At 63.4% G+C, this 17,029-nt stretch carries 19 protein-coding genes; 7 read left to right on the forward strand and 12 right to left on the reverse strand.

Features of this window, described 5'->3' with window-relative positions:
- Positions 1-255: 255 nt before the first annotated feature.
- The 3 genes from BG60_RS13565 to BG60_RS13575 are packed head-to-tail and all read right to left on the reverse strand — an operon-like array spanning position 256 to position 2,614.
- Entirely contained in the window at positions 256-762 is a 507-nt protein-coding gene (locus tag BG60_RS13565) for a cupin domain-containing protein (RefSeq protein WP_033537144.1), read from the reverse strand.
- Positions 763-785: 23 nt separating this feature from the next.
- Positions 786-1,580 (reverse strand): alpha/beta fold hydrolase, encoded by a 795-nt coding sequence (locus tag BG60_RS13570; protein ID WP_008353673.1) that lies wholly within the window; start codon positions 1,578-1,580, stop codon positions 786-788.
- Complete coding sequence (locus BG60_RS13575; protein ID WP_033537145.1) at positions 1,577-2,614, reverse strand: M14 family zinc carboxypeptidase; 1,038 nt, start codon at positions 2,612-2,614, stop codon at positions 1,577-1,579. Before BG60_RS13575 ends, BG60_RS13570 begins: the two co-directional genes overlap by 4 nt.
- Positions 2,615-2,823: 209 nt before the next feature.
- Here BG60_RS13575 and BG60_RS13580 point away from each other — a divergent pair, with 209 nt between their 5' ends.
- Positions 2,824-3,075, forward strand: a complete 252-nt coding sequence (locus BG60_RS13580; RefSeq protein WP_033537146.1) for a DUF4148 domain-containing protein — start codon at positions 2,824-2,826, stop codon at positions 3,073-3,075.
- 11 nt (positions 3,076-3,086) lie between these two features.
- Here the strand turns inward: BG60_RS13580 and BG60_RS13585 are convergent, their stop codons facing one another.
- The 4 genes from BG60_RS13585 to BG60_RS13600 all read right to left on the reverse strand — a co-directional run bounded on the left by BG60_RS13585 (position 3,087) and on the right by BG60_RS13600 (position 6,041).
- Positions 3,087-4,268, reverse strand: coding sequence for an acyl-CoA dehydrogenase family protein (locus tag BG60_RS13585; RefSeq protein ID WP_008353679.1), 1,182 nt, complete (start codon positions 4,266-4,268; stop codon positions 3,087-3,089).
- An 81-nt stretch (positions 4,269-4,349) separates the two neighbouring features.
- On the reverse strand, positions 4,350-4,730 hold the full coding sequence (locus tag BG60_RS13590) for a nucleotide pyrophosphohydrolase (RefSeq protein WP_008353680.1): 381 nt from the start codon (positions 4,728-4,730) through the stop codon (positions 4,350-4,352).
- Positions 4,731-4,803: 73 nt separating this feature from the next.
- Positions 4,804-5,784, reverse strand: coding sequence for a 2-dehydropantoate 2-reductase (locus tag BG60_RS13595; protein ID WP_008353681.1), 981 nt, complete (start codon positions 5,782-5,784; stop codon positions 4,804-4,806).
- 68 nt (positions 5,785-5,852) lie between these two features.
- Complete coding sequence (locus BG60_RS13600) at positions 5,853-6,041, reverse strand: DUF2970 domain-containing protein (RefSeq protein WP_008353682.1); 189 nt, start codon at positions 6,039-6,041, stop codon at positions 5,853-5,855.
- Between the two features lie 318 nt (positions 6,042-6,359).
- Between BG60_RS13600 and BG60_RS13605 the strand changes: the two genes are divergently transcribed.
- From BG60_RS13605 to BG60_RS13625, 5 genes are all read left to right on the forward strand, one after another.
- Positions 6,360-6,794, forward strand: coding sequence for an Hsp20/alpha crystallin family protein (locus BG60_RS13605; protein ID WP_008353683.1), 435 nt, complete (start codon positions 6,360-6,362; stop codon positions 6,792-6,794).
- Positions 6,795-6,807: 13 nt separating this feature from the next.
- Positions 6,808-7,212 carry an Hsp20/alpha crystallin family protein gene (locus BG60_RS13610; RefSeq protein ID WP_008353684.1) on the forward strand — a complete coding sequence of 135 codons (405 nt, stop codon included), beginning with the start codon at positions 6,808-6,810 and terminating at the stop codon, positions 7,210-7,212.
- A 178-nt stretch (positions 7,213-7,390) separates the two neighbouring features.
- On the forward strand, positions 7,391-8,137 hold the full coding sequence (locus tag BG60_RS13615) for an ABC transporter substrate-binding protein (protein ID WP_284502730.1): 747 nt from the start codon (positions 7,391-7,393) through the stop codon (positions 8,135-8,137).
- A gap of 126 nt (positions 8,138-8,263) precedes the next feature.
- Entirely contained in the window at positions 8,264-8,860 is a 597-nt protein-coding gene (locus BG60_RS13620) for an H-NS histone family protein (protein WP_008353686.1), read from the forward strand.
- A 190-nt stretch (positions 8,861-9,050) separates the two neighbouring features.
- Positions 9,051-9,311, forward strand: a complete 261-nt coding sequence (locus BG60_RS13625) for a hypothetical protein (RefSeq protein ID WP_008353687.1) — start codon at positions 9,051-9,053, stop codon at positions 9,309-9,311.
- 45 nt (positions 9,312-9,356) lie between these two features.
- On the opposite strand, the gene BG60_RS13630 is transcribed toward BG60_RS13625, so the two are convergent.
- The gene (locus BG60_RS13630) at positions 9,357-10,772 is read right to left on the reverse strand and encodes an aminotransferase-like domain-containing protein (protein ID WP_034471847.1); all 1,416 of its coding nucleotides are present in this window, start codon (positions 10,770-10,772) and stop codon (positions 9,357-9,359) included.
- Positions 10,773-10,921: 149 nt separating this feature from the next.
- On the opposite strand from BG60_RS13630, the gene aptA reads away from it, so the two are divergent.
- Complete coding sequence (aptA, locus tag BG60_RS13635; RefSeq protein WP_008353690.1) at positions 10,922-12,250, forward strand: omega-aminotransferase AptA; 1,329 nt, start codon at positions 10,922-10,924, stop codon at positions 12,248-12,250.
- A 54-nt stretch (positions 12,251-12,304) separates the two neighbouring features.
- Here aptA and BG60_RS13640 read toward each other — a convergent pair whose 3' ends face one another.
- From BG60_RS13640 to BG60_RS13655, 4 genes are read right to left on the reverse strand one after another with little or no spacing between them, the layout of a single operon-like run.
- The gene (locus BG60_RS13640; RefSeq protein WP_008353692.1) at positions 12,305-12,754 is read right to left on the reverse strand and encodes a PaaI family thioesterase; all 450 of its coding nucleotides are present in this window, start codon (positions 12,752-12,754) and stop codon (positions 12,305-12,307) included.
- Positions 12,751-14,214 (reverse strand): efflux transporter outer membrane subunit, encoded by a 1,464-nt coding sequence (locus BG60_RS13645; RefSeq protein ID WP_034471850.1) that lies wholly within the window; start codon positions 14,212-14,214, stop codon positions 12,751-12,753. Before BG60_RS13645 ends, BG60_RS13640 begins: the two co-directional genes overlap by 4 nt.
- A gap of 27 nt (positions 14,215-14,241) precedes the next feature.
- The gene (locus BG60_RS13650; protein ID WP_034471854.1) at positions 14,242-15,816 is read right to left on the reverse strand and encodes a DHA2 family efflux MFS transporter permease subunit; all 1,575 of its coding nucleotides are present in this window, start codon (positions 15,814-15,816) and stop codon (positions 14,242-14,244) included.
- An 11-nt stretch (positions 15,817-15,827) separates the two neighbouring features.
- Positions 15,828-16,919, reverse strand: a complete 1,092-nt coding sequence (locus BG60_RS13655; RefSeq protein WP_008353695.1) for an HlyD family secretion protein — start codon at positions 16,917-16,919, stop codon at positions 15,828-15,830.
- Between the last annotated feature and the right edge of the window lie 110 nt (positions 16,920-17,029).

Raw genomic sequence — 17,029 nt, forward strand, 5'->3', positions numbered from 1 at the left:
CGCCCGATGAAACGCTCTGTGCTTGCCGGCGTTTGATTGTTCGTGTCGATGCTCGAATGCGTGCGGCGGCGGCCTGTGCCACCTGCCAGGAACAGCATACGCAATGGGATGCTGCGTTGCAACACGAGATTTCCCCTATGCGTCGCGCGAAACGCACGTCCGTTACATGCGCTAACGGGAAATTCGTGACGGTTACATGACGAAGCATGGAAGGCAGCGACGACGGTGTTCGCCATCGTCGTGCCTGCTGTATTTCTATTCGCCGTCCCAGTAGTGCAGCGAATCGCTTGCGCGAAACACGGCGCGCAAGCCCTTCACGCCCGGCTCGTCGGCGACGAGCACGGCCTGGCGGCCCGTATCCGGATACTCGACCACTTCGGGCGATTGCATCGTGCTGACCGCAAGGTAGCGCAACGGTTGCGCGCCCGTGTTGACGATCTGATGCGCCGTCGATGCATCGCCCGGCGGGCAGGCGATGACGTCGCCCGCGCGAATCGCATGCGTCTCCTGGCCGATGCGGACTTCGCCCTCGCCTTCCACCACGAAGAACATCTCCTCGTTCACGCGATGATGATGAAACGGAAACGCGCGCTTGCCCGCTTCGAGCACGATGAGGCTATAGCCGAGCTTCCTCGCGCCGAGCATGCCGCCGATACGCGCAATGCGCGGCGCGTAACGTTCGGCGGCGGCACCCGTCGGCGCGAATTCCGGCGGCAGCGGTTGCGGTTCGAGCGCATCGAGATTGATGATCGGCGGTTTCATATTGACCTTGAAACAAATGGGTGTCATGCATTCGTCACTGAAACGTCACGCGTGCGCTTGCGCTCGTCGAGCCACGCGGCGATGGCTGCGCACGTCCAGTTGGCATCGTCGTGAGGCAGATCGTGGCCCGCCCACGGATGCACCGCGTGCGAGGCACGCCATTGCGCCGCGATGCGCAGCGAGCATATCGGATCGACGAGCCGGTCCGCCGCCGACGATAGCAGCAATACGGGACATGGCGGTGCATCGACGCGCGCGCGAAAGCGCGCCGCCGCCGCGAGTTGACGCAGCGCGTTCGCCGCGCTCGCGCCATGCGTGCGCCGAAGATGCGCCCAGTGCGCGATATCCGCGTCACGCGTGTCGATACGATTGCACGTCAGCGCGTGGATGAGCGTTTCACATCGCTCAGGCTGCGTCCACGTCATTGCGATTCGCGCGAGCATCGGCCACGCATTGGGACGCAGGCGTTCGGACACGCCCGCGAACGGGCGCATGCTGGTGTTGATCAGCACGAGCCGCTCGATCTCGCCGGGATGATGTTCGGCCCACGCAGTGGCGACCATCGCGCCGAGCGACATCGCAAGCACGCGGCACGGCATGCGTATGTTCAGCGCGGCGGCGCGCTCGCGAACGAACGCCATCATCCTGACGACGGAAAGCGGCGCCCCATGCGCGCGTTCGACGCCATTGCCCGGCAGATCGATGCATATCGCGCGCTCGCCCGCGCCTGCGAGCCCATGCGCGGCGAGCGCCGCATCGAACGCGCCCCAGTGACGCGCTTCACGCGTGAGGCCGCGCAGAAGGATCCACTGGCTCATCGCAGGGCCGTGCGTTGCCAGTGCTCGCGCGCGCGCCGCAGCACGTCCTCGCGGAATTCGCCGCTCGGCAGCCAGCGACGCGACGAGAACGCCGCGCGCGTGAGGAAATCGAAGAAGTTCGGATGACGCCGCAGCACGCGCCTCGTCCGGTGCGCCTTGATCGGATTGAAGATGCCGAGGCGCGAGAAAAGCTGCATCGGATTCTTTCGAATCCAGCGCCACGAGCCGAGTTCGAGCGTCATCGGAAGGAAGATGTTGGGTGCGCGCGAGCGGTCATACGCGAAATCCCACAGATCGCCGTGCAGCAGGTATTGATGACTCTGCGGCTCGAACGCGTAGCCATGATGCGGATACGACTCCTCGAACATCGTCTTCAGCAGAAACATTTCCGGCAGATGCGCCATTTGCCGCTCGGTGCGCGCGTAGGGAAACCAGATGCTGTCGTCCCAGCCGAAGCCCGAATGACAATCGAGCGCGAAGCTCAACGGCCGCGACATCAACTGTTCCTCGACAACGGAAAGCAGCGCCGCGCTCTCCACTTCCATGCGGCCATCGGCCGGGCCGCGATACCACGGCAGCCACGGCCCGATGCGCTGTCCGCCCGCGAGAAACGGCACGCGTCCTTCGGCGCTTTGCGGCGCGTTGCGCATCAGATCGACGCCATTCGGATTCGCGCGGGTGCGCGCGAACATGCCGCCGGGATTGACGATCGGCATGAAGATGAGCCGCACCGCGCGCAGTTGATGATGCAGCGTGTCGTCCCATTCGAGCCGTCGCAACAGCGCGCGCATGTATTCGAGGACGAGTTGCGTGCCGATGCATTCGAGCCCATGCACGCCGCCGAAAAAGCCGATGGCGGGCGCTTGCGGATCGTCCGAGCCGATCGCCGCGGTCAGGATCGGAAACATATGCTCGCGTGCGCGCACTTCGCCGATCGTGTGCCACGCGAAGCGCGCGCCGCCCGCGACGCGAATCGCTTTCAGTTCGTCCATCTCCGGAAAACTGCTGGTGATGGCAACGCTCGACGTGCTCATGACTGGGCCTGTTTGTCGTGTATTCGTTGGCTCAGGCTATGGTTCTATGAATCGCCGGAACGCCCCGCCCGAAGAAATCGAGTATAGGGCGGTTCGTCAGCACACGACATATGAAACGCGACGCGCCGAACGCGAACAACGTGTTCTGCGCGTTTTCGTTCCGTCACCTAGAATGAAATCGCCGTGCTACGCGGTGTGAGGTATTCGTCATGACATCCATTTCCCGCATCATCCTCGGCGCGCTCGCTTTGTGCTGCGCCGCGTCCGCGCTCGCGCAACCGCCGGCGCAAACCACCGATCCGAACGCGCCGAAAACGCGCGACCAGGTCCGGCAGGAATTTCTGCTGTGGCGCTCGGTCGGCTACGATCCGAACGACTGGCTGGACTACCCGGACAACGCGATGCGCGCGAGCCGCATCATCGCGCAACGGCAGGCTCGCGGCGAAACCCGCGTGCAGTAAGCGCGCATTCGTCAGGCCGATTCGCCGCGCGGCTTCGGCCCGCGCAGGATGCGCCGCGCGATGCTCCATCGATGCACTTCCGACGGACCGTCGTAGATACGGAACGCGCGCATGTCCGCGAAAATCCGCGCGACGACGGTTTCGTGCGTGACGCCCTGCCCGCCGAGCACCTGCACCGAGCGGTCGACGACCCGCCACAGCGCCTCCGACGACACCACTTTCGCGATGCTCGATTCGTGCTTGCCGAGCACGCCCTGATCGAGCACCCACGCGCAATGCCAGATGGCGAGACGCGTGACGTGCAGATCCATTTCGTTATCGGCGAGCATGAAGCCGACGCCTTCGTGCTCGCCCAATGCCTTGCCGAACGCCTGACGCTGCCGCGCATGCGCCGTCGCGACATCGTGCGCGCGCCGCGCGGCGCCGAGCCAGCGCATGCAGTGCGTGAGACGCGCCGGCGATAGCCGCACCTGCGCGTAGCGAAATCCTTCGCCCGGCTCGCCCAATACGTTTTCCTTCGGCACGCGCAGGCCCTCGAAGCGCACGACGCCGTGGCCGCCGGGAAAGCACGTATCGAGCGAATCCATCGCGCGCTCGATCACGATGCCGGGGCTCGACATATCGGCGAGGAACATCGTCGCGGGACCGTCGGCGAACTTCGCCATGATGATCGCGACCGCCGCGCCTTCCGCGCCCGTGATGAACCATTTGCGTCCGTCGATCACGTAGTCGTCGCCGTCCTGCACGGCGATGGTCTGCAGCATCGCCGGATCGGCGCCCGCACCCGGCGGCGGCTCGGTCATGCAGAAACACGAGCGAATCTCGCCCGCCGCGAGCGGACGCAGCCAGCGCTCCTTTTGCTGCGGCGTAGCGATGGCTTCGAGCAGATGCATGTTCCCTTCGTCGGGCGCGGCGATGTTCAGCGCGACCGGACCGAGCGGCGAATAGCCCGCCTCCTCGAACAGAATGGCTTTCGCGACGTGATTCAGGCCCAGGCCGCCGAATTCGGGCGATACGTGGCTCGACAACAGCTTCGCCGCGCGCCCTTTCGCGATCAACTCGGCGCGCAGCGCTTCGTTCGGGCCATGCGGCGTGCAACGCGGATCGCGCTCGAACGGCACGATCTCTTCAGCGATGAAAGCGCGCACGCGCGCCTGCAGATCGGTCAACTCCGGCGAAAGCGAAAAGTCCATCGACAATCCTCTAAGGGAACGGGCTGAACGCCAAGCTTAACCGCGCGGGCGCATCGTGCGCCAGTGGCGTTCGTCCGGGTGTCAGTCGTCGTACTCCGTGTACTTGCGCGCGTCGCCCTTCACTTTGTGCGCCGGATATTTCGACCGGTTCAGCGCCATCTTCTCGATCAGCGCGCGATGCAGATCGACGTCGAGGGAGTCGGCGAGCATCACGAGATAGGCGAGCACGTCCGCCATTTCGTGGCGAATGGCTTGCAGCTTCGATTCGTCGAGTTCGGTTCTGTCGCCGGTGGCGAGCCACGTGAACGGTTCGAGCAACTCGCTCGCTTCCACCGACAACGCCGCAGCCAGATTCTTCGGCGAATGAAAGCGGCTCCAGTCCCGCTCGCGGACGAACTCGCGCAGCATGTCGCGCATTGCGACGAGCTCGCTCGCGGTTTCCCGCTGATCCTGTTGCTCCATGGGGTTCCTCTGAAGATGTCGGGTGTGCGCGAAGGTGCTGCCTTCGCCGGACAGAGTGGCGCGGTGAACCGGCTTAGGCCGGATAGAGCCCGAGCGTGCGCGCATGCAGGCGTGCGAGCCCGAGAAGCGCATCGGTGAACGGCGTCGGCACGCCGGTCATCGCGCCCAACTCGCGCACGGACGCGACGAGCGCATCGAGCTCGACCGCCTTGCCCGCCTGAACGTCCTGCAACATCGACGTTTTCATCGCGCCGAGCTTGAGCGTCACGGCGTGGCGATCCTCGGGCTTCTGTTCGATGGGAATGCCGAAGCGCGCGCCGATTTCCTTCGCTTCGAGCATCACGTTCGTGACGAAGCCGCGCACGAGATCGTCGCTGAGAATGCGGTCGGTGGTCGCGCCGGTAATCGCGCTGATGGGGTTCATCGTCATGTTGCCCCATAGCTTGAACCAGACGTCGCGTTGAATCTGCGCGGAGAGCGTGGCGTCGAAGCCCGCCTTCGAGAAGAGCGAAACGAGCGATTCGGTGCGGGCGGTCGGTGCGCCCGTCGCCTCGCCCAGAATCAGCCCCTTGCCCTGATGATGCCGGATGACGCCCGGCGCTTCTACGAAGCAACTCGCGTGCACGACGCAACCGACCGTCTGCGTGCCCGGAATCGCCGCGGCGATCTTGCCTTGCGGATCGACGGACGAAAGACGTTTGCCGGTGAATGGTTCGCCAAGGCCGTCGCAGAACCACCAGGGCACGCCGTTCATCGCGGTCAGCACGGGGGTTTCATTCGACAGCAGCGGCGCGATATGCGCGGCGACGGATTCCATCGCGGGCGCCTTCACTGCAACCACGACGAGATCCTGCACGCCGAGATCAGCGGGTTCGGCGCTCGCCGCGACCTTCACGACATGCGTGGCGTCCTTTTCGACGAGCCGCAACCCTTCCGTCTTCAGCGCATCGAGGGTCGCGCCGCGCGCGACCACGCTGACATCGCAGCCCGCCTGCGCGAGCTTCACGCCGATCCATCCGCCGATGGCGCCCGCGCCATAAACGCATACTTTCATCGTTCCCGTCCTCGCTCGTGGCAATCATCCGATCGCCATTGTAAGAGCGGGACGGCGCGCTCGTGCGTTCAGTGCGCGATACCCGTGGCGAGCTTCGCCACCGTCAGCAGCGTCAGGCCGAATGCGCCCGCGAGCATCACGGCGATGACCGGCAATAGCGGCAACCTGACCTGCGCGAAGTCTGCGTTGTGCGAAGCGCGCTTGCGCACGCCGAAAAAGCTCCAAAGCACGATGCGCAACATCTTCAAGAGTTCCATGAGCGGCTCCTTCGCCTGAATCCGTATCGATCTTTCACGCGATGATGATGCCGGCTTCATGAGATGAAAAACAGCAGCAGTTGCGCTGTATTCGACGGTAGCAGAACGACCTGCAAGAAGCGCATTCGGACGGATGTAAGCGCGCTTCGGCTTCTTTCAAGAGCCGCCCGGAGAAAAAAAATTGCGCTTGAAACATAGCGCGGCGGTATTGAAACGATAGCCTTCGCTCCTACTTTCGATGCACTGACGGCGATAACCGCGTCGTCGATTCAACTTCCTGTTGCAGGCCGCGCTGGCCGCACTATCGGAGACTGGACCATGAGTGACTTTTATTTCAGCGGCGACGTTTTCTCTGAACTGGACCGCATGCAGCGGCAGATGTCCTCGCTCTTCGGCAATCTTCCTTCGAGCATGCGTTCGAGCCGCGCGGATGCTTTCCCGCGTCTGAACATCGGCAGCACGGACGATGCGATTCATATCGTCGCGTTCGCGCCGGGCGTCGAGCCTGCATCGCTCGATGTGACCGTCGATAAAGGCACGCTCACCATTAGCGGCGAACGCAAGGCGCAGGCAACGGTGGAAGGCGCGCGCACGTATGCGAAAGAGCGCTTCACCGGCAGCTTCCGCCGCGTGATCGAACTGCCGCAAAACGCGGACGCAGACAAGGTCGAAGCGCGCTATGAGAACGGCACGTTGTCCATCACCATCGGCAAGCGCGAAGCATCGAAGCCGCGTGCGATCACCATTCAGTAAGAGGAAGCACATCATGACCGAGAACACTCAAGTCGCCGCGCAAAACACGAACGACGCTGCGCGCAAGAACGAAGACAATGCACGCCGCGCAACGGTCACACCCGCGGTCGATATCGTCGAGGATAGCAATGGCATCACGCTGTGGGCCGATCTGCCCGGCGTGTCGCGCGAGAAGCTCGACGTGAAGGTGCACGATGCGCGCCTCACCATCGAAGCCGAAGCATCATTGCCTGTGCCGGGCACGGTGCGCGTGCATCATGCCGAACTGCGCGCGCCGCGTTTCGTACGCGCCTTCACGGTGAGCGAAGACTTCGACACGACGAAGATCGACGCGAATCTCAGCAATGGCGTGCTGAGACTCACGATTCCGCGTCGCGAGCAAGCGCGTCCGCGCCGCGTCGAAGTACGCGCGGGTTAAGCATCGGAAAAGTTATCAGTTTTGCCTCGAGCGGCCGCGATTTTTCGCGGCCGCTTTTTCTTTTGCACTGCGCGCACGCCTCTATAATCTTCAACGGCGGTTAAATTCGCCACCATTCGAATACTCATAGAAAGAAGGGACTATCGTGAAGAGGCTGGTAACGGTGTTGTTGGGTTCGATGCTTGCCGTATCGATCGGAGCGCATGCAAAAGAGTGGTCGACTATCCGCTTCGGCGTCGATGCGAGTTATCCGCCTTTCGAATCGAAAGCGCCCGACGGCACGCTGGTCGGCTTCGATATCGATGTCGGCAATGAACTATGCCGGCGTCTCAACGCGAAATGCGTATGGGTCGAAAATGCATTCGACGGCATGATTCCCGGCCTCAAATCGCGCAAGTTCGACGGCGTGCTCTCCACGATGTCGATGACGCCCGCGCGCGTCAAGCAGATCGCGTTCTCCAGCAAGCTCTTTCACGTGCCCACGCGCCTCGTCGCCAAGCGCGATTCGAACATCCAGCCGACGGCGGAATCGCTCGCGGGAAAAGCTGTCGGCGTCGAGCAAGGCTCGATGCAGGAAACGTATGCGAAGGTGCATTGGGGCGCGAAAGGCGTGAAGGTCGTGTCCTATGCGGATCAGGATCAGGTTTATCAGGATCTGCTCGCCGGACGGCTCGATGCGTCGCTGCAAAACGCGGTGCAAGCCGAACGCGGCTTTCTCGAGACGCCGCGCGGCAAGCCCTACGGTTTCGCGGGCGGCGCGCTGGAAGACAGTGCGATCTTCGGTCCGGGCACGGCAATCGGCCTGCGCAAGGAAGATACGGACCTGAAGGATAAGCTCGACGGCGCCATCGCCGCGATGATCAAGGATGGCACGTATAAGCGCATCGAACAGAAGTACTTCGACTTCGATATCTACGGCGAGTGATTTGGAATACGTTGCCCGCGAACGATCCATCCAATGCGGATAACTTCGTGCGCGGGCGGCGAGGTTATCCCGCTTGCTTCGCTCTCGCCTAGACTCACATACATAACCGACAACAAGGAGACAACGATGGCGACGCTCAAGCAGATGCAGGCGAAGTTGAAGAAGCTCCAGGCGCAGACCGAGAAGCTGATCGCGAAACGCGCGCAAGCCGTACTCGACGATATTCGCGCGCTGATGGAAAGGCACGGCCTCACGACCGCGGATATCGACCGTCACGGCAAGAAGGCCAAACGCGCGGGCAAGCCGCAGGTCGCGTACCCCGCGCCCGCCGGCCGTCACGAAGCGATGACCAAGCTCGCGAAGAAGGGAAAGCTGCCCGCGAAGTATCGCAATCCGAAGACGGGTGAAACGTGGAGCGGCTGGGCGCGCCCGCCCGCGTGGATCGCGAACGTGAAGGATCGCAGCAAGTTTCTGATCGATGCGGAAAGTGCGGAGAACGCGGTCAAACCGAAGGCTGTAGCGAGGAAAGCGGCGGCGAAAAAAACTGCTGCGAAGAAGAAAGCAGCGGCGCCGGCAGCAAGGAAATCCGTCGCGGCGAAACCGGCAGTGGAACCGGCGGTGAAGCGCAGCGCGCCCCGCAAACGCGCGGCAAAAGCCGCATTGCCGGAACAAGGCGGTGCCGAAACATCGCCATCCACGACAACGGGCGATGCTTCCGTATGAAACCCTGACGTCATCCCATTGTTTGAGATCGACGAAAACTCAATTGGCTTTTCGTGCGATTAAAAAAAGGCTCAGTCCTTCTACACTGCGTTCACATGTCGGGGGCGTTTCGTAGCAACGATTCGCTTCTCCGATTGCAGTTGTCGCTTCAGACAACCGCATCTCCTCATATCTTCGTTGGAGCGTCCTCGTGAACAAGCGACTCGTAGTGGGCTTTGCTATTGCATTGAGTTCTCTTTTCGCCGGCTCGGCATTTGCAAGCGGTTATGGACCGGCGCCGCATTATCGTCCCGATGTCGGAGCGCCGGCTTCGCAGCATGGCGTCAGCGCGCAGACCTTCGCTGCGGAAGAAGCCGCACAAGGACGCGGCGATTTCGGCAATACGGAACGCACCGCGCAGATTCAACGCGGGCAAGTTTCGGCTTCCGCTTCTTCGCAAGTGGCGCAATAAATATCCGATTAACGGACACGATGATGCGAGTTTGTCGTGTCCGTTTTAAAAGCCTTTTATCGTTCTTTCCAGAAATGTCCAAAGCGCATCGTCCACGGAATAAGGGACGTTGAATCGAAAACATGCGCTTTGAGCATCGTCCGGACGGAAATAAGAGCCGGGCGCGAGCCATATGCCGTGCTGCAATGCGCGTGTCGCGACGTCGCTTCCATCCGCCGGATCGATCGGCAACGCGCCCCACAGGAAAAGCCCCGCGCGCGGACGCCGGAACAACTCAACGCCCAGCGCATCCATGCGTTCTTCGACGAGCGCATGCGCATCCTTGAGCTTTTCCACGACGAATTCGACATGCCGCGCGTAGCGCCCTTCCGTCAGCACTTTCTCGACGATGCGCTCCGTCGCCTCCGATGACGTCAGCCCGACCGCCATCTTCGTGCGCGCCAGTTCGCGCAATACGTCGCGCTCGGCGATGACATAACCGCAGCGCAACGCGGGCGTGATCGTCTTCGCGAAACCGCCGACGTAGAGCACGCGGCTGAGCCCTTCCATGGCGGCGAGCAAGGGCGCGCCGGGCGCGGCGAGCTCGCGGTTCACATCGTCCTCGACGACCCACAGGCCGTGCCGCTCCGCAATCTGCATCAGCCGAAACGCCGACGCCATGCCGAAGGTCGCGCCCGTCGGATTCTGCAAGGTCGTGTTGAGAAAGACCGCTTTCGGACGATGCTCGACGACGATGCGCTCGAACACATCGGTATCGACACCGGCCCCCGTGCGTGGCACGCCATGCACCTGCAAACCCGCGAGCCGCAGAATCTGCAGCAGATTGCAGTAGCCCGGATCTTCGACGACGACCGCATCGCCCGGACGCAGCAGCGTGCGCACGATGAGATCGAGCGCCTGCGTCGCGCCCGCGGTCAGCAGCACGTTCGATGCGGCGTCGATCGGCAAGCCGTGGCGGTCCATCTGCTCCGCGATCCGCTCGCGCAGCGGCGCGAAGCCGTACGGATGCCCGTAATCCGCGATGCGCGCCGCCGGTACGCGGCTCACCGCGCGCAACGCGTGCTGCAGACCGCTCTCGTTGACCCATTCGTTAGGCAGCCAGCCGCAGCCCGATTTGATCGGCACGGAATGATCGGCGAATACGTCCGACAAAAGCCACGTCGCGGTGAGGCTCGGCGGCTGCCATTCGACGGCGCACACGCGCTCGCTGCGCCCGCGTATTGCCACGCGATAACCCGATCCGCGCCGCGCCGTGACGAGGCCCATCGACACGAGCCTGCCATACGCTTCCGTCACCGTGAACGTGCTGAGACTTTCGGCTTCGGCAAGACGCCGCACCGATGGCAGAAGCGCGCCCTCGCGCAACGTCTGCTCCTCGATCGCCGAGGAGAACGCGCGCACGATTTGTTCGACGAGCGTCGGCGCCTGCCGCGCGCCGCGCTCCAGCTTGAGTTCGATCATGGCGTCCGAGAATAACGCGGAGAAAGTCCGCCGGCCAATACAGTTTGCAGCATTCTGCCAGCACAGTTGGCAGCGCAGTGAAGCAACTGTCTATGCCTTGCAATTTTGCCGGGGAATACAGTGGCCGTACTTCTTCAGGAGACCCCGTGATGACCGCTCGCCCCGTGATCGAAGACCTCTCGTCGTTCTGGATGCCGTTCACCGCCAATCGCCAGTTCAAGGCCGCGCCGCGCATGCTCGACAGCGCCAAGGGCATGTACTACCGCTCGACCGATGGCCGCGAAGTGCTCGACGGCACGGCCGGACTGTGGTGCGTGAACGCAGGCCATTGCCGCGACGAGATCGTCGATGCGGTGCAAAAGGCACTTTCGACGCTCGATTTCGCGCCGACCTTCCAGATGGGCCATCCGCTCGCATTCGAAGCGGCGACCAAAGTCGCGAGCCTGATGCCCGAAGGCCTCGACCGCATCTTCTTCACGAACTCGGGCTCCGAGTCGGTCGATACGGCGCTCAAGATCGCGCTGGCGTATCACCGCGCGCGCGGCGAAGGCCAGCGCACGCGTCTGATCGGCCGTGAGCGCGGCTATCACGGCGTCGGCTTCGGCGGCATTTCGGTCGGCGGCATCGCGCCGAATCGCAAGACGTTCTCGGGCGCGCTGCTGCCGTCGGTCGATCATCTGCCGCATACGCACGATCTCGCGCACAACGCATTCACGAAAGGCCAGCCCGCGTGGGGCGATCATCTCGCCGATGACCTCGAGCGCATCGTCGCGCTGCACGATCCGTCGACGATCGCCGCCGTGATCGTCGAGCCGCTCGCCGGGTCGACCGGCGTGCTCGTGCCGCCGCAAGGCTATCTGCAAAAGCTGCGCGATATCTGCACGAAGTACGGCATTCTTCTGATCTTCGACGAAGTCATCACCGGCTTCGGACGTTTGGGTAAAGCGACGGCCAGTGAATACTTCGGCGTAACGCCCGACCTCATCACGATGGCCAAGGCCATCAACAACGCGACCATTCCGATGGGCGCCGTCGCCGCGCATCGCAACGTGCACGACACGGTCGTCAACGCGGGCGCGGCCAACGCCATCGAACTGTTCCATGGCTACACCTATTCGGCGCACCCGGTCGCGGCCGCAGCGGCCATCGCGACGCTCGATCTGTATCAGCGCGACAAGCTGTTCGAGCGCGCGGCATCGAAGGCCGCGAAGTTCGAAAGCGCCGCACACGCGCTGCGCGATGCGCCGTTCGTGAAGGACATTCGCAATCTTGGCCTCGTCGCGGGCATCGAGCTCGATCCGCGCGAAGGCGCACCCGGCGCGCGCGCGTATGAAGTGTTCGTCAAGTGCTTCGAGGCGGGCGTGCTCGTGCGCTACACCGGCGATATCCTCGCGTTCTCGCCGCCGCTCATCATCGAAGACGATCAGATCGATCAGATCTTCGCGACGGTGCGAAAGGCGCTGGAAAGCGTGAAATAAGCGGCTTTTGCGGTTGCTCGCGGCCCGGCTTCCTGCGATGGAAAGCCGGGCTTTTTATCGCTCCATGACAAGCAACGTAGATGTCGCCGATGCGAACAATCTGCCGCTCGCGTCCTTGAGCGTCGCTTCGGCGAACGCGGCGCGCCGTCCGATCGACAGCACGCGTCCTTCCGCGCGCAACACGCCCGAGTCGCGCGTGAGCGCCTTGTGATACGCGACCTTCAGTTCGAGCGTCGTGTACGCCTGCGTCGCGGTCAGGCATGAATGCACCGAGCAGCCGCACGCGGAATCGAGCAGCGTCGCCGCATAGCCGCCGTGCACGGTGCCGATCGGGTTATACGCGTGATCGCCGGGGACGCCCGCGAACACTGCCCTGCCCGCTTCCACTTCGATGAAATCGAAATCCAGCGATACCAGAATGCCCGGCTTGCGCCCGCTTGCGATCAACCTGCGCAATTGCGCGAGACCGTCGAGGCCGGCGGCGGTTTCTTCGATCAAACTCATTTCGGCGTCTCCGTTTTATCGCTGGCGGTCTTGATCGCATCGTCGTCGCCGGTCACGCTCCAACCGCCGCCGACCGAGCGATAAAGCGCCACCGCGGCAAGCGCGTGTTCGCGCTTCGATTGATTCAGCGCATCGGCATCGCGCAGATACGATTGTTGCGCGTCGAGCACATCGAGAAAGCTGGCCGCGCCGCCCTTGTACAACTGCGTCGACAGCGTGAGCGATTGACCGGATGCCGAGAGCGCTTCGGTGAGACGCGCGGTCGATTCGGTCGTGCTGACGAGATCGCTGCGCGTATCCTCGACATCCTTCAGCGCTTCGAGCATCGTCTGACGCAGATGCAGTTCCGACTCGCGCATCCGGCTCTCGTTCTGCTCGATCTCCGCCGTGATGCGTCCGGCGTTGAAGATCGGGCTCGTCGCGTTGAGCGCGGCGGAAAAGAGGTTATCGGTCAGCGTCGGCAAGCCGAGATACGACGAGGCGAGCAAGCCATCCGACAAGCGCAGCGAGAACTTCGGATAACGCTCGGCACGCGCGACGCCCACTTCCGCCGCGCGCTGCTGAACGGTCGCATACGCGACGAGCACATCGGGGCGGCGCAACAAGGCATCGGACGGCAACATCTGCGGCGCGCCGCTGGCGGGAACGGGAATCACGGGCGCGTCGCCCGCATCCGCGAGCATCAGCCTGTCGATGGATTCCGGCGTGCGGCCCGAATACACCGCGATCAGACTCAGCTGATGCTGGATCGTCGATTGCGTGCGCGGGATGCGCGATTGCAGGTCGCTCAACTGATTCTGCGCACGCGCGACATCGAGTTGAGTCGACAGACCGTATTGCAGGCGTCGTTGCGTGAGTTCCAACGCGCGTTCGCGAATCTGCAGATTGTCTTGCAGGATCTTCGATTCCGCCTGCGCCCAGCGAAGGTCGACATACGCAGCGGCCGTGTCCGCGGCGAGCGCGAGCCTGATCTGATCCGCGGCGTGTTCGCGGCCGACGAGCTGCGCCTGCGATGCCAGCAGTTCCAGCCGCTCGCCGCCGAACACGTCCGGCGTCCAGCTCAGCGCGAGGCCGAAGCCCGCCTGCTTCACATAGCCGAGCGGCGGCGGCGTGTTCTGCCGCGTGTACGCGCCGCCCGCGTTCGCATCCAGTTGCGGGAGCAAGGCCGCGCGGCGTTGCGTCGTGAGCGCTTGCGCCTGCTTCACGCGCTCGACGGCGGCTTGAACATCGAGGTTATCGTTCAGCACCGACGCGACGAGTTCATGCATCACCGGATCGTTGAACTGATTCCACCATGCAGCGGGATCGACGGCCTGTCTCGGCACATCGACGCTCCAGTCCGTGGGCGCGGTCGCGTTGACCGTCGCGGGAAGATCGGCGTGCGTGGCGGGCTGCACCGCGCACGCGGCGAGCGTCAGCGCGGTCACGCCGGAAAGTATTGCGACGAGAAGTTTCTTCATGATCGAAGGATCCAGATAAGGCCCGGTTCAATGCGCGTCGGACGAAGGCGGCGCGCTCGTGATCGGCTTGGCGAACATCACCGTCATCAGGCCGAAGAGGAAACACAGCGCGAGCACGTAGAAGCAATCGGCGAAGGTCAGCACGAGCGCCTCGCGCATCACGAGCGCGTGCAGCGATGCCAGCCCCGCTTGCGACGCGTTCAACGCATCGCCGGCGACGGAAGCGAGATGCGCCGAACTGCGCGCGATCATGTCGTCGACGATCGGCCGGCCAATCGTCACACTCTCGTTCAGATGCAGGTAATGCAGATTGAGGCGATCGTTGAGCATCGTCGCGCTCACCGCGATGCCGATTGCGCCGCCGAGATTGCGCATCAGATTGAACAGCCCGCTCGCCGATTTGAGCCGCGATGGCGGAAGCGAACCGAGCGCCATCGTCACGATGGGCGGTACCGCGAATTGCTGGCCGATGCCGCGCAGCGCCTGCGGCAGCAGGAACTGTTGCCAGCCCCAGTCGTGCGTCAGCGGCGTATAGAAGTAACAGCCCGCGCCGAAGCAGATCAGACCGAATGCGAGCAGCACGCGCATGTCGATGAAGCGCGACGCGAACCCGTACACGCCGATGGAAAGCAGTTGAAAACAGCCGACGGAAAGCAGCGCGAGACCCGTATGCAGCGAATCGAAGCCACGCACGCGCGCGAGGAACACGGGCGTCAGAAACACCGACACGAAGATGCCGATGCCCGTCACGAACGAAAGCAGACTGCCGATCGCGAAGTTGCGCACCGCGAGCGCACGCAGATCGACGATCGGATCCTTCGCCGTGAACGCATGCACGAGGAACAGGAAGCCGCAGATCCCCGAAATCCACGCACAGACGATGATGACGTCGTCGCCGAACCAGTTCTTGCGCGGCCCTTCTTCGAGCACGTATTCCAGACAGCCGAGAAAGCCCGACATCAGCACGATGCCGATGTAATCGCCCTTCTTCAGCAGCGAAACATTGGGCTCGTCGACGTGCACGTACTTCGGCACGAGCAACGCGACGACGAGACCCGGCACCACGTTCAGATAGAAGAGCCAGTGCCACGACCATTGATCGGTGATCCATCCGCCGATCACCGGTCCGACTGCGGGCGCGAGCGACGCCAGCGCGCCGATAGTTGTAGATGCAATCAATCGCTGCTTGCCGGGGAACAGCACGAAGGCGGTCGTGAAGACGGTCGGGATCATCGCGGCGCCGAGCGCGCCTTGCAGTCCGCGAAAGAGGATCATCGAATTGATGTCCCACGCCATGCCGCACAACATGCTCGTGAGCGTGAAGCCGATTGCCGATGCGACGAACAGCCAGCGCGTGGAGAACACTTTCGAGAGCCAGCCCGACATCGGAATGACGAGAATTTCGGCAATCAGATACGACGTCTGCACCCACGACAGCTCGTCCTGGCTCGCCGACAATCCGCCGCCGATATCCTTGAGCGACGACGCGACGATCTGAATATCGAGCGTCGCCATGAAGAAGCCGAGGCACATCAGCGCGAAGGCGAACACGCGTTGCCGTATCGGCTGGCTCGCGGGATCGGAAGGAATGGTGTGTGTCATCGCCGCGCTCCTCAGCCGTTCGACTGCTTCGCGAGATGCACCTTCACCGTCGCCGACAAGCCCGGACGCAGCACCGTTTCCATGCCCTTCGGCACATCGAGGCGGATGCGAACCGGCACCCGCTGCACGATCTTCGTGAAGTTGCCCGTCGCGTTCTCGGCGGGCAGCACGCTGAAGGTCGCGCCGGTCGCGGGCGCGAGACTTTCGACGTGACCGGTGAGCGGCACGCTCGATGCGTCGAGTTCGACGTCGGCTTCGTCGCCCGCGCGCATCTTCTTCAACTGATCTTCCTTGAAGTTCGCATCGACCCAAAGGCCCGTCGACGGAACGATGGTCAGCAGCGATGTGCCCACGTTCGCGAGCACGCCCACGCGCGCCGTGCGATTGCCGACATAGCCATCGACCGGCGAACGGATCGTCGTGTATTCGACGTTCAGCTCCGCGACACGACGTGCCGCTTCCGCTGTCGCGACGCGCGCCTGCGCATCGGCGATCTGCGCTTCGATCACGCTTAACTGACGCTTGGCCGCGACGAGCGACGCGCCGCTGCGATCCACCGCCGCCTGCGCCTTCGTGTAGTCCGCGTCCGCGCGCTCGACGATCTGGTTCGACACCGCATCGTCCTTCACGAGTTCGCGATAGCGGGAACGGTCCTGCCCGGTGCGCGTGAGTTCCGCCGACGACGCGCGCACTTCCGCCTGCTGCTGGTTGATGACGGCCGCCTGCAGCGCGTCCTTCGCCTGCAACTCGACCACCGCCGCGCGCGCGCCCGACAATTCGGCGTCGGCTTGAGCGAGGCGCGCATCGTAATCGCGGGCGTCGAGGCGGATCAGCACTTGCCCCGCCTTAACGGGCTGATTGTCCTGCACGAGCACGTCGGTGACGAAACCGTTCACCTTCGGCGCAAGCACGGTGACATCGCCGCCGACGTAGGCATCGTCGGTCGTCTGAATGAAGCGCAGCACGAGCGCCCAGTACGTGGCCGCCGCGATCAGCACGAGCCCGACCAGGCCAAGCGCGAGCAGCATCCAGGGAATCTTGCGCGCGGGCCGCGCGAGCGCCGGCGCCGCTACCGAAGGAATATTCGTCGTAGGAGTCGTCATCTGCGATGAGTGCATATGCACAATTAAGTTTGAAGGAAGGCTTGAATCCATTGCCCGTCATAGCCCGGAAGACTAGTTGTGCATATGCACCAAGTCAACCGTCACGGCGC

The organism is Caballeronia zhejiangensis (assembly GCF_000698575.1).
Classification (GTDB): domain Bacteria; phylum Pseudomonadota; class Gammaproteobacteria; order Burkholderiales; family Burkholderiaceae; genus Caballeronia; species Caballeronia zhejiangensis.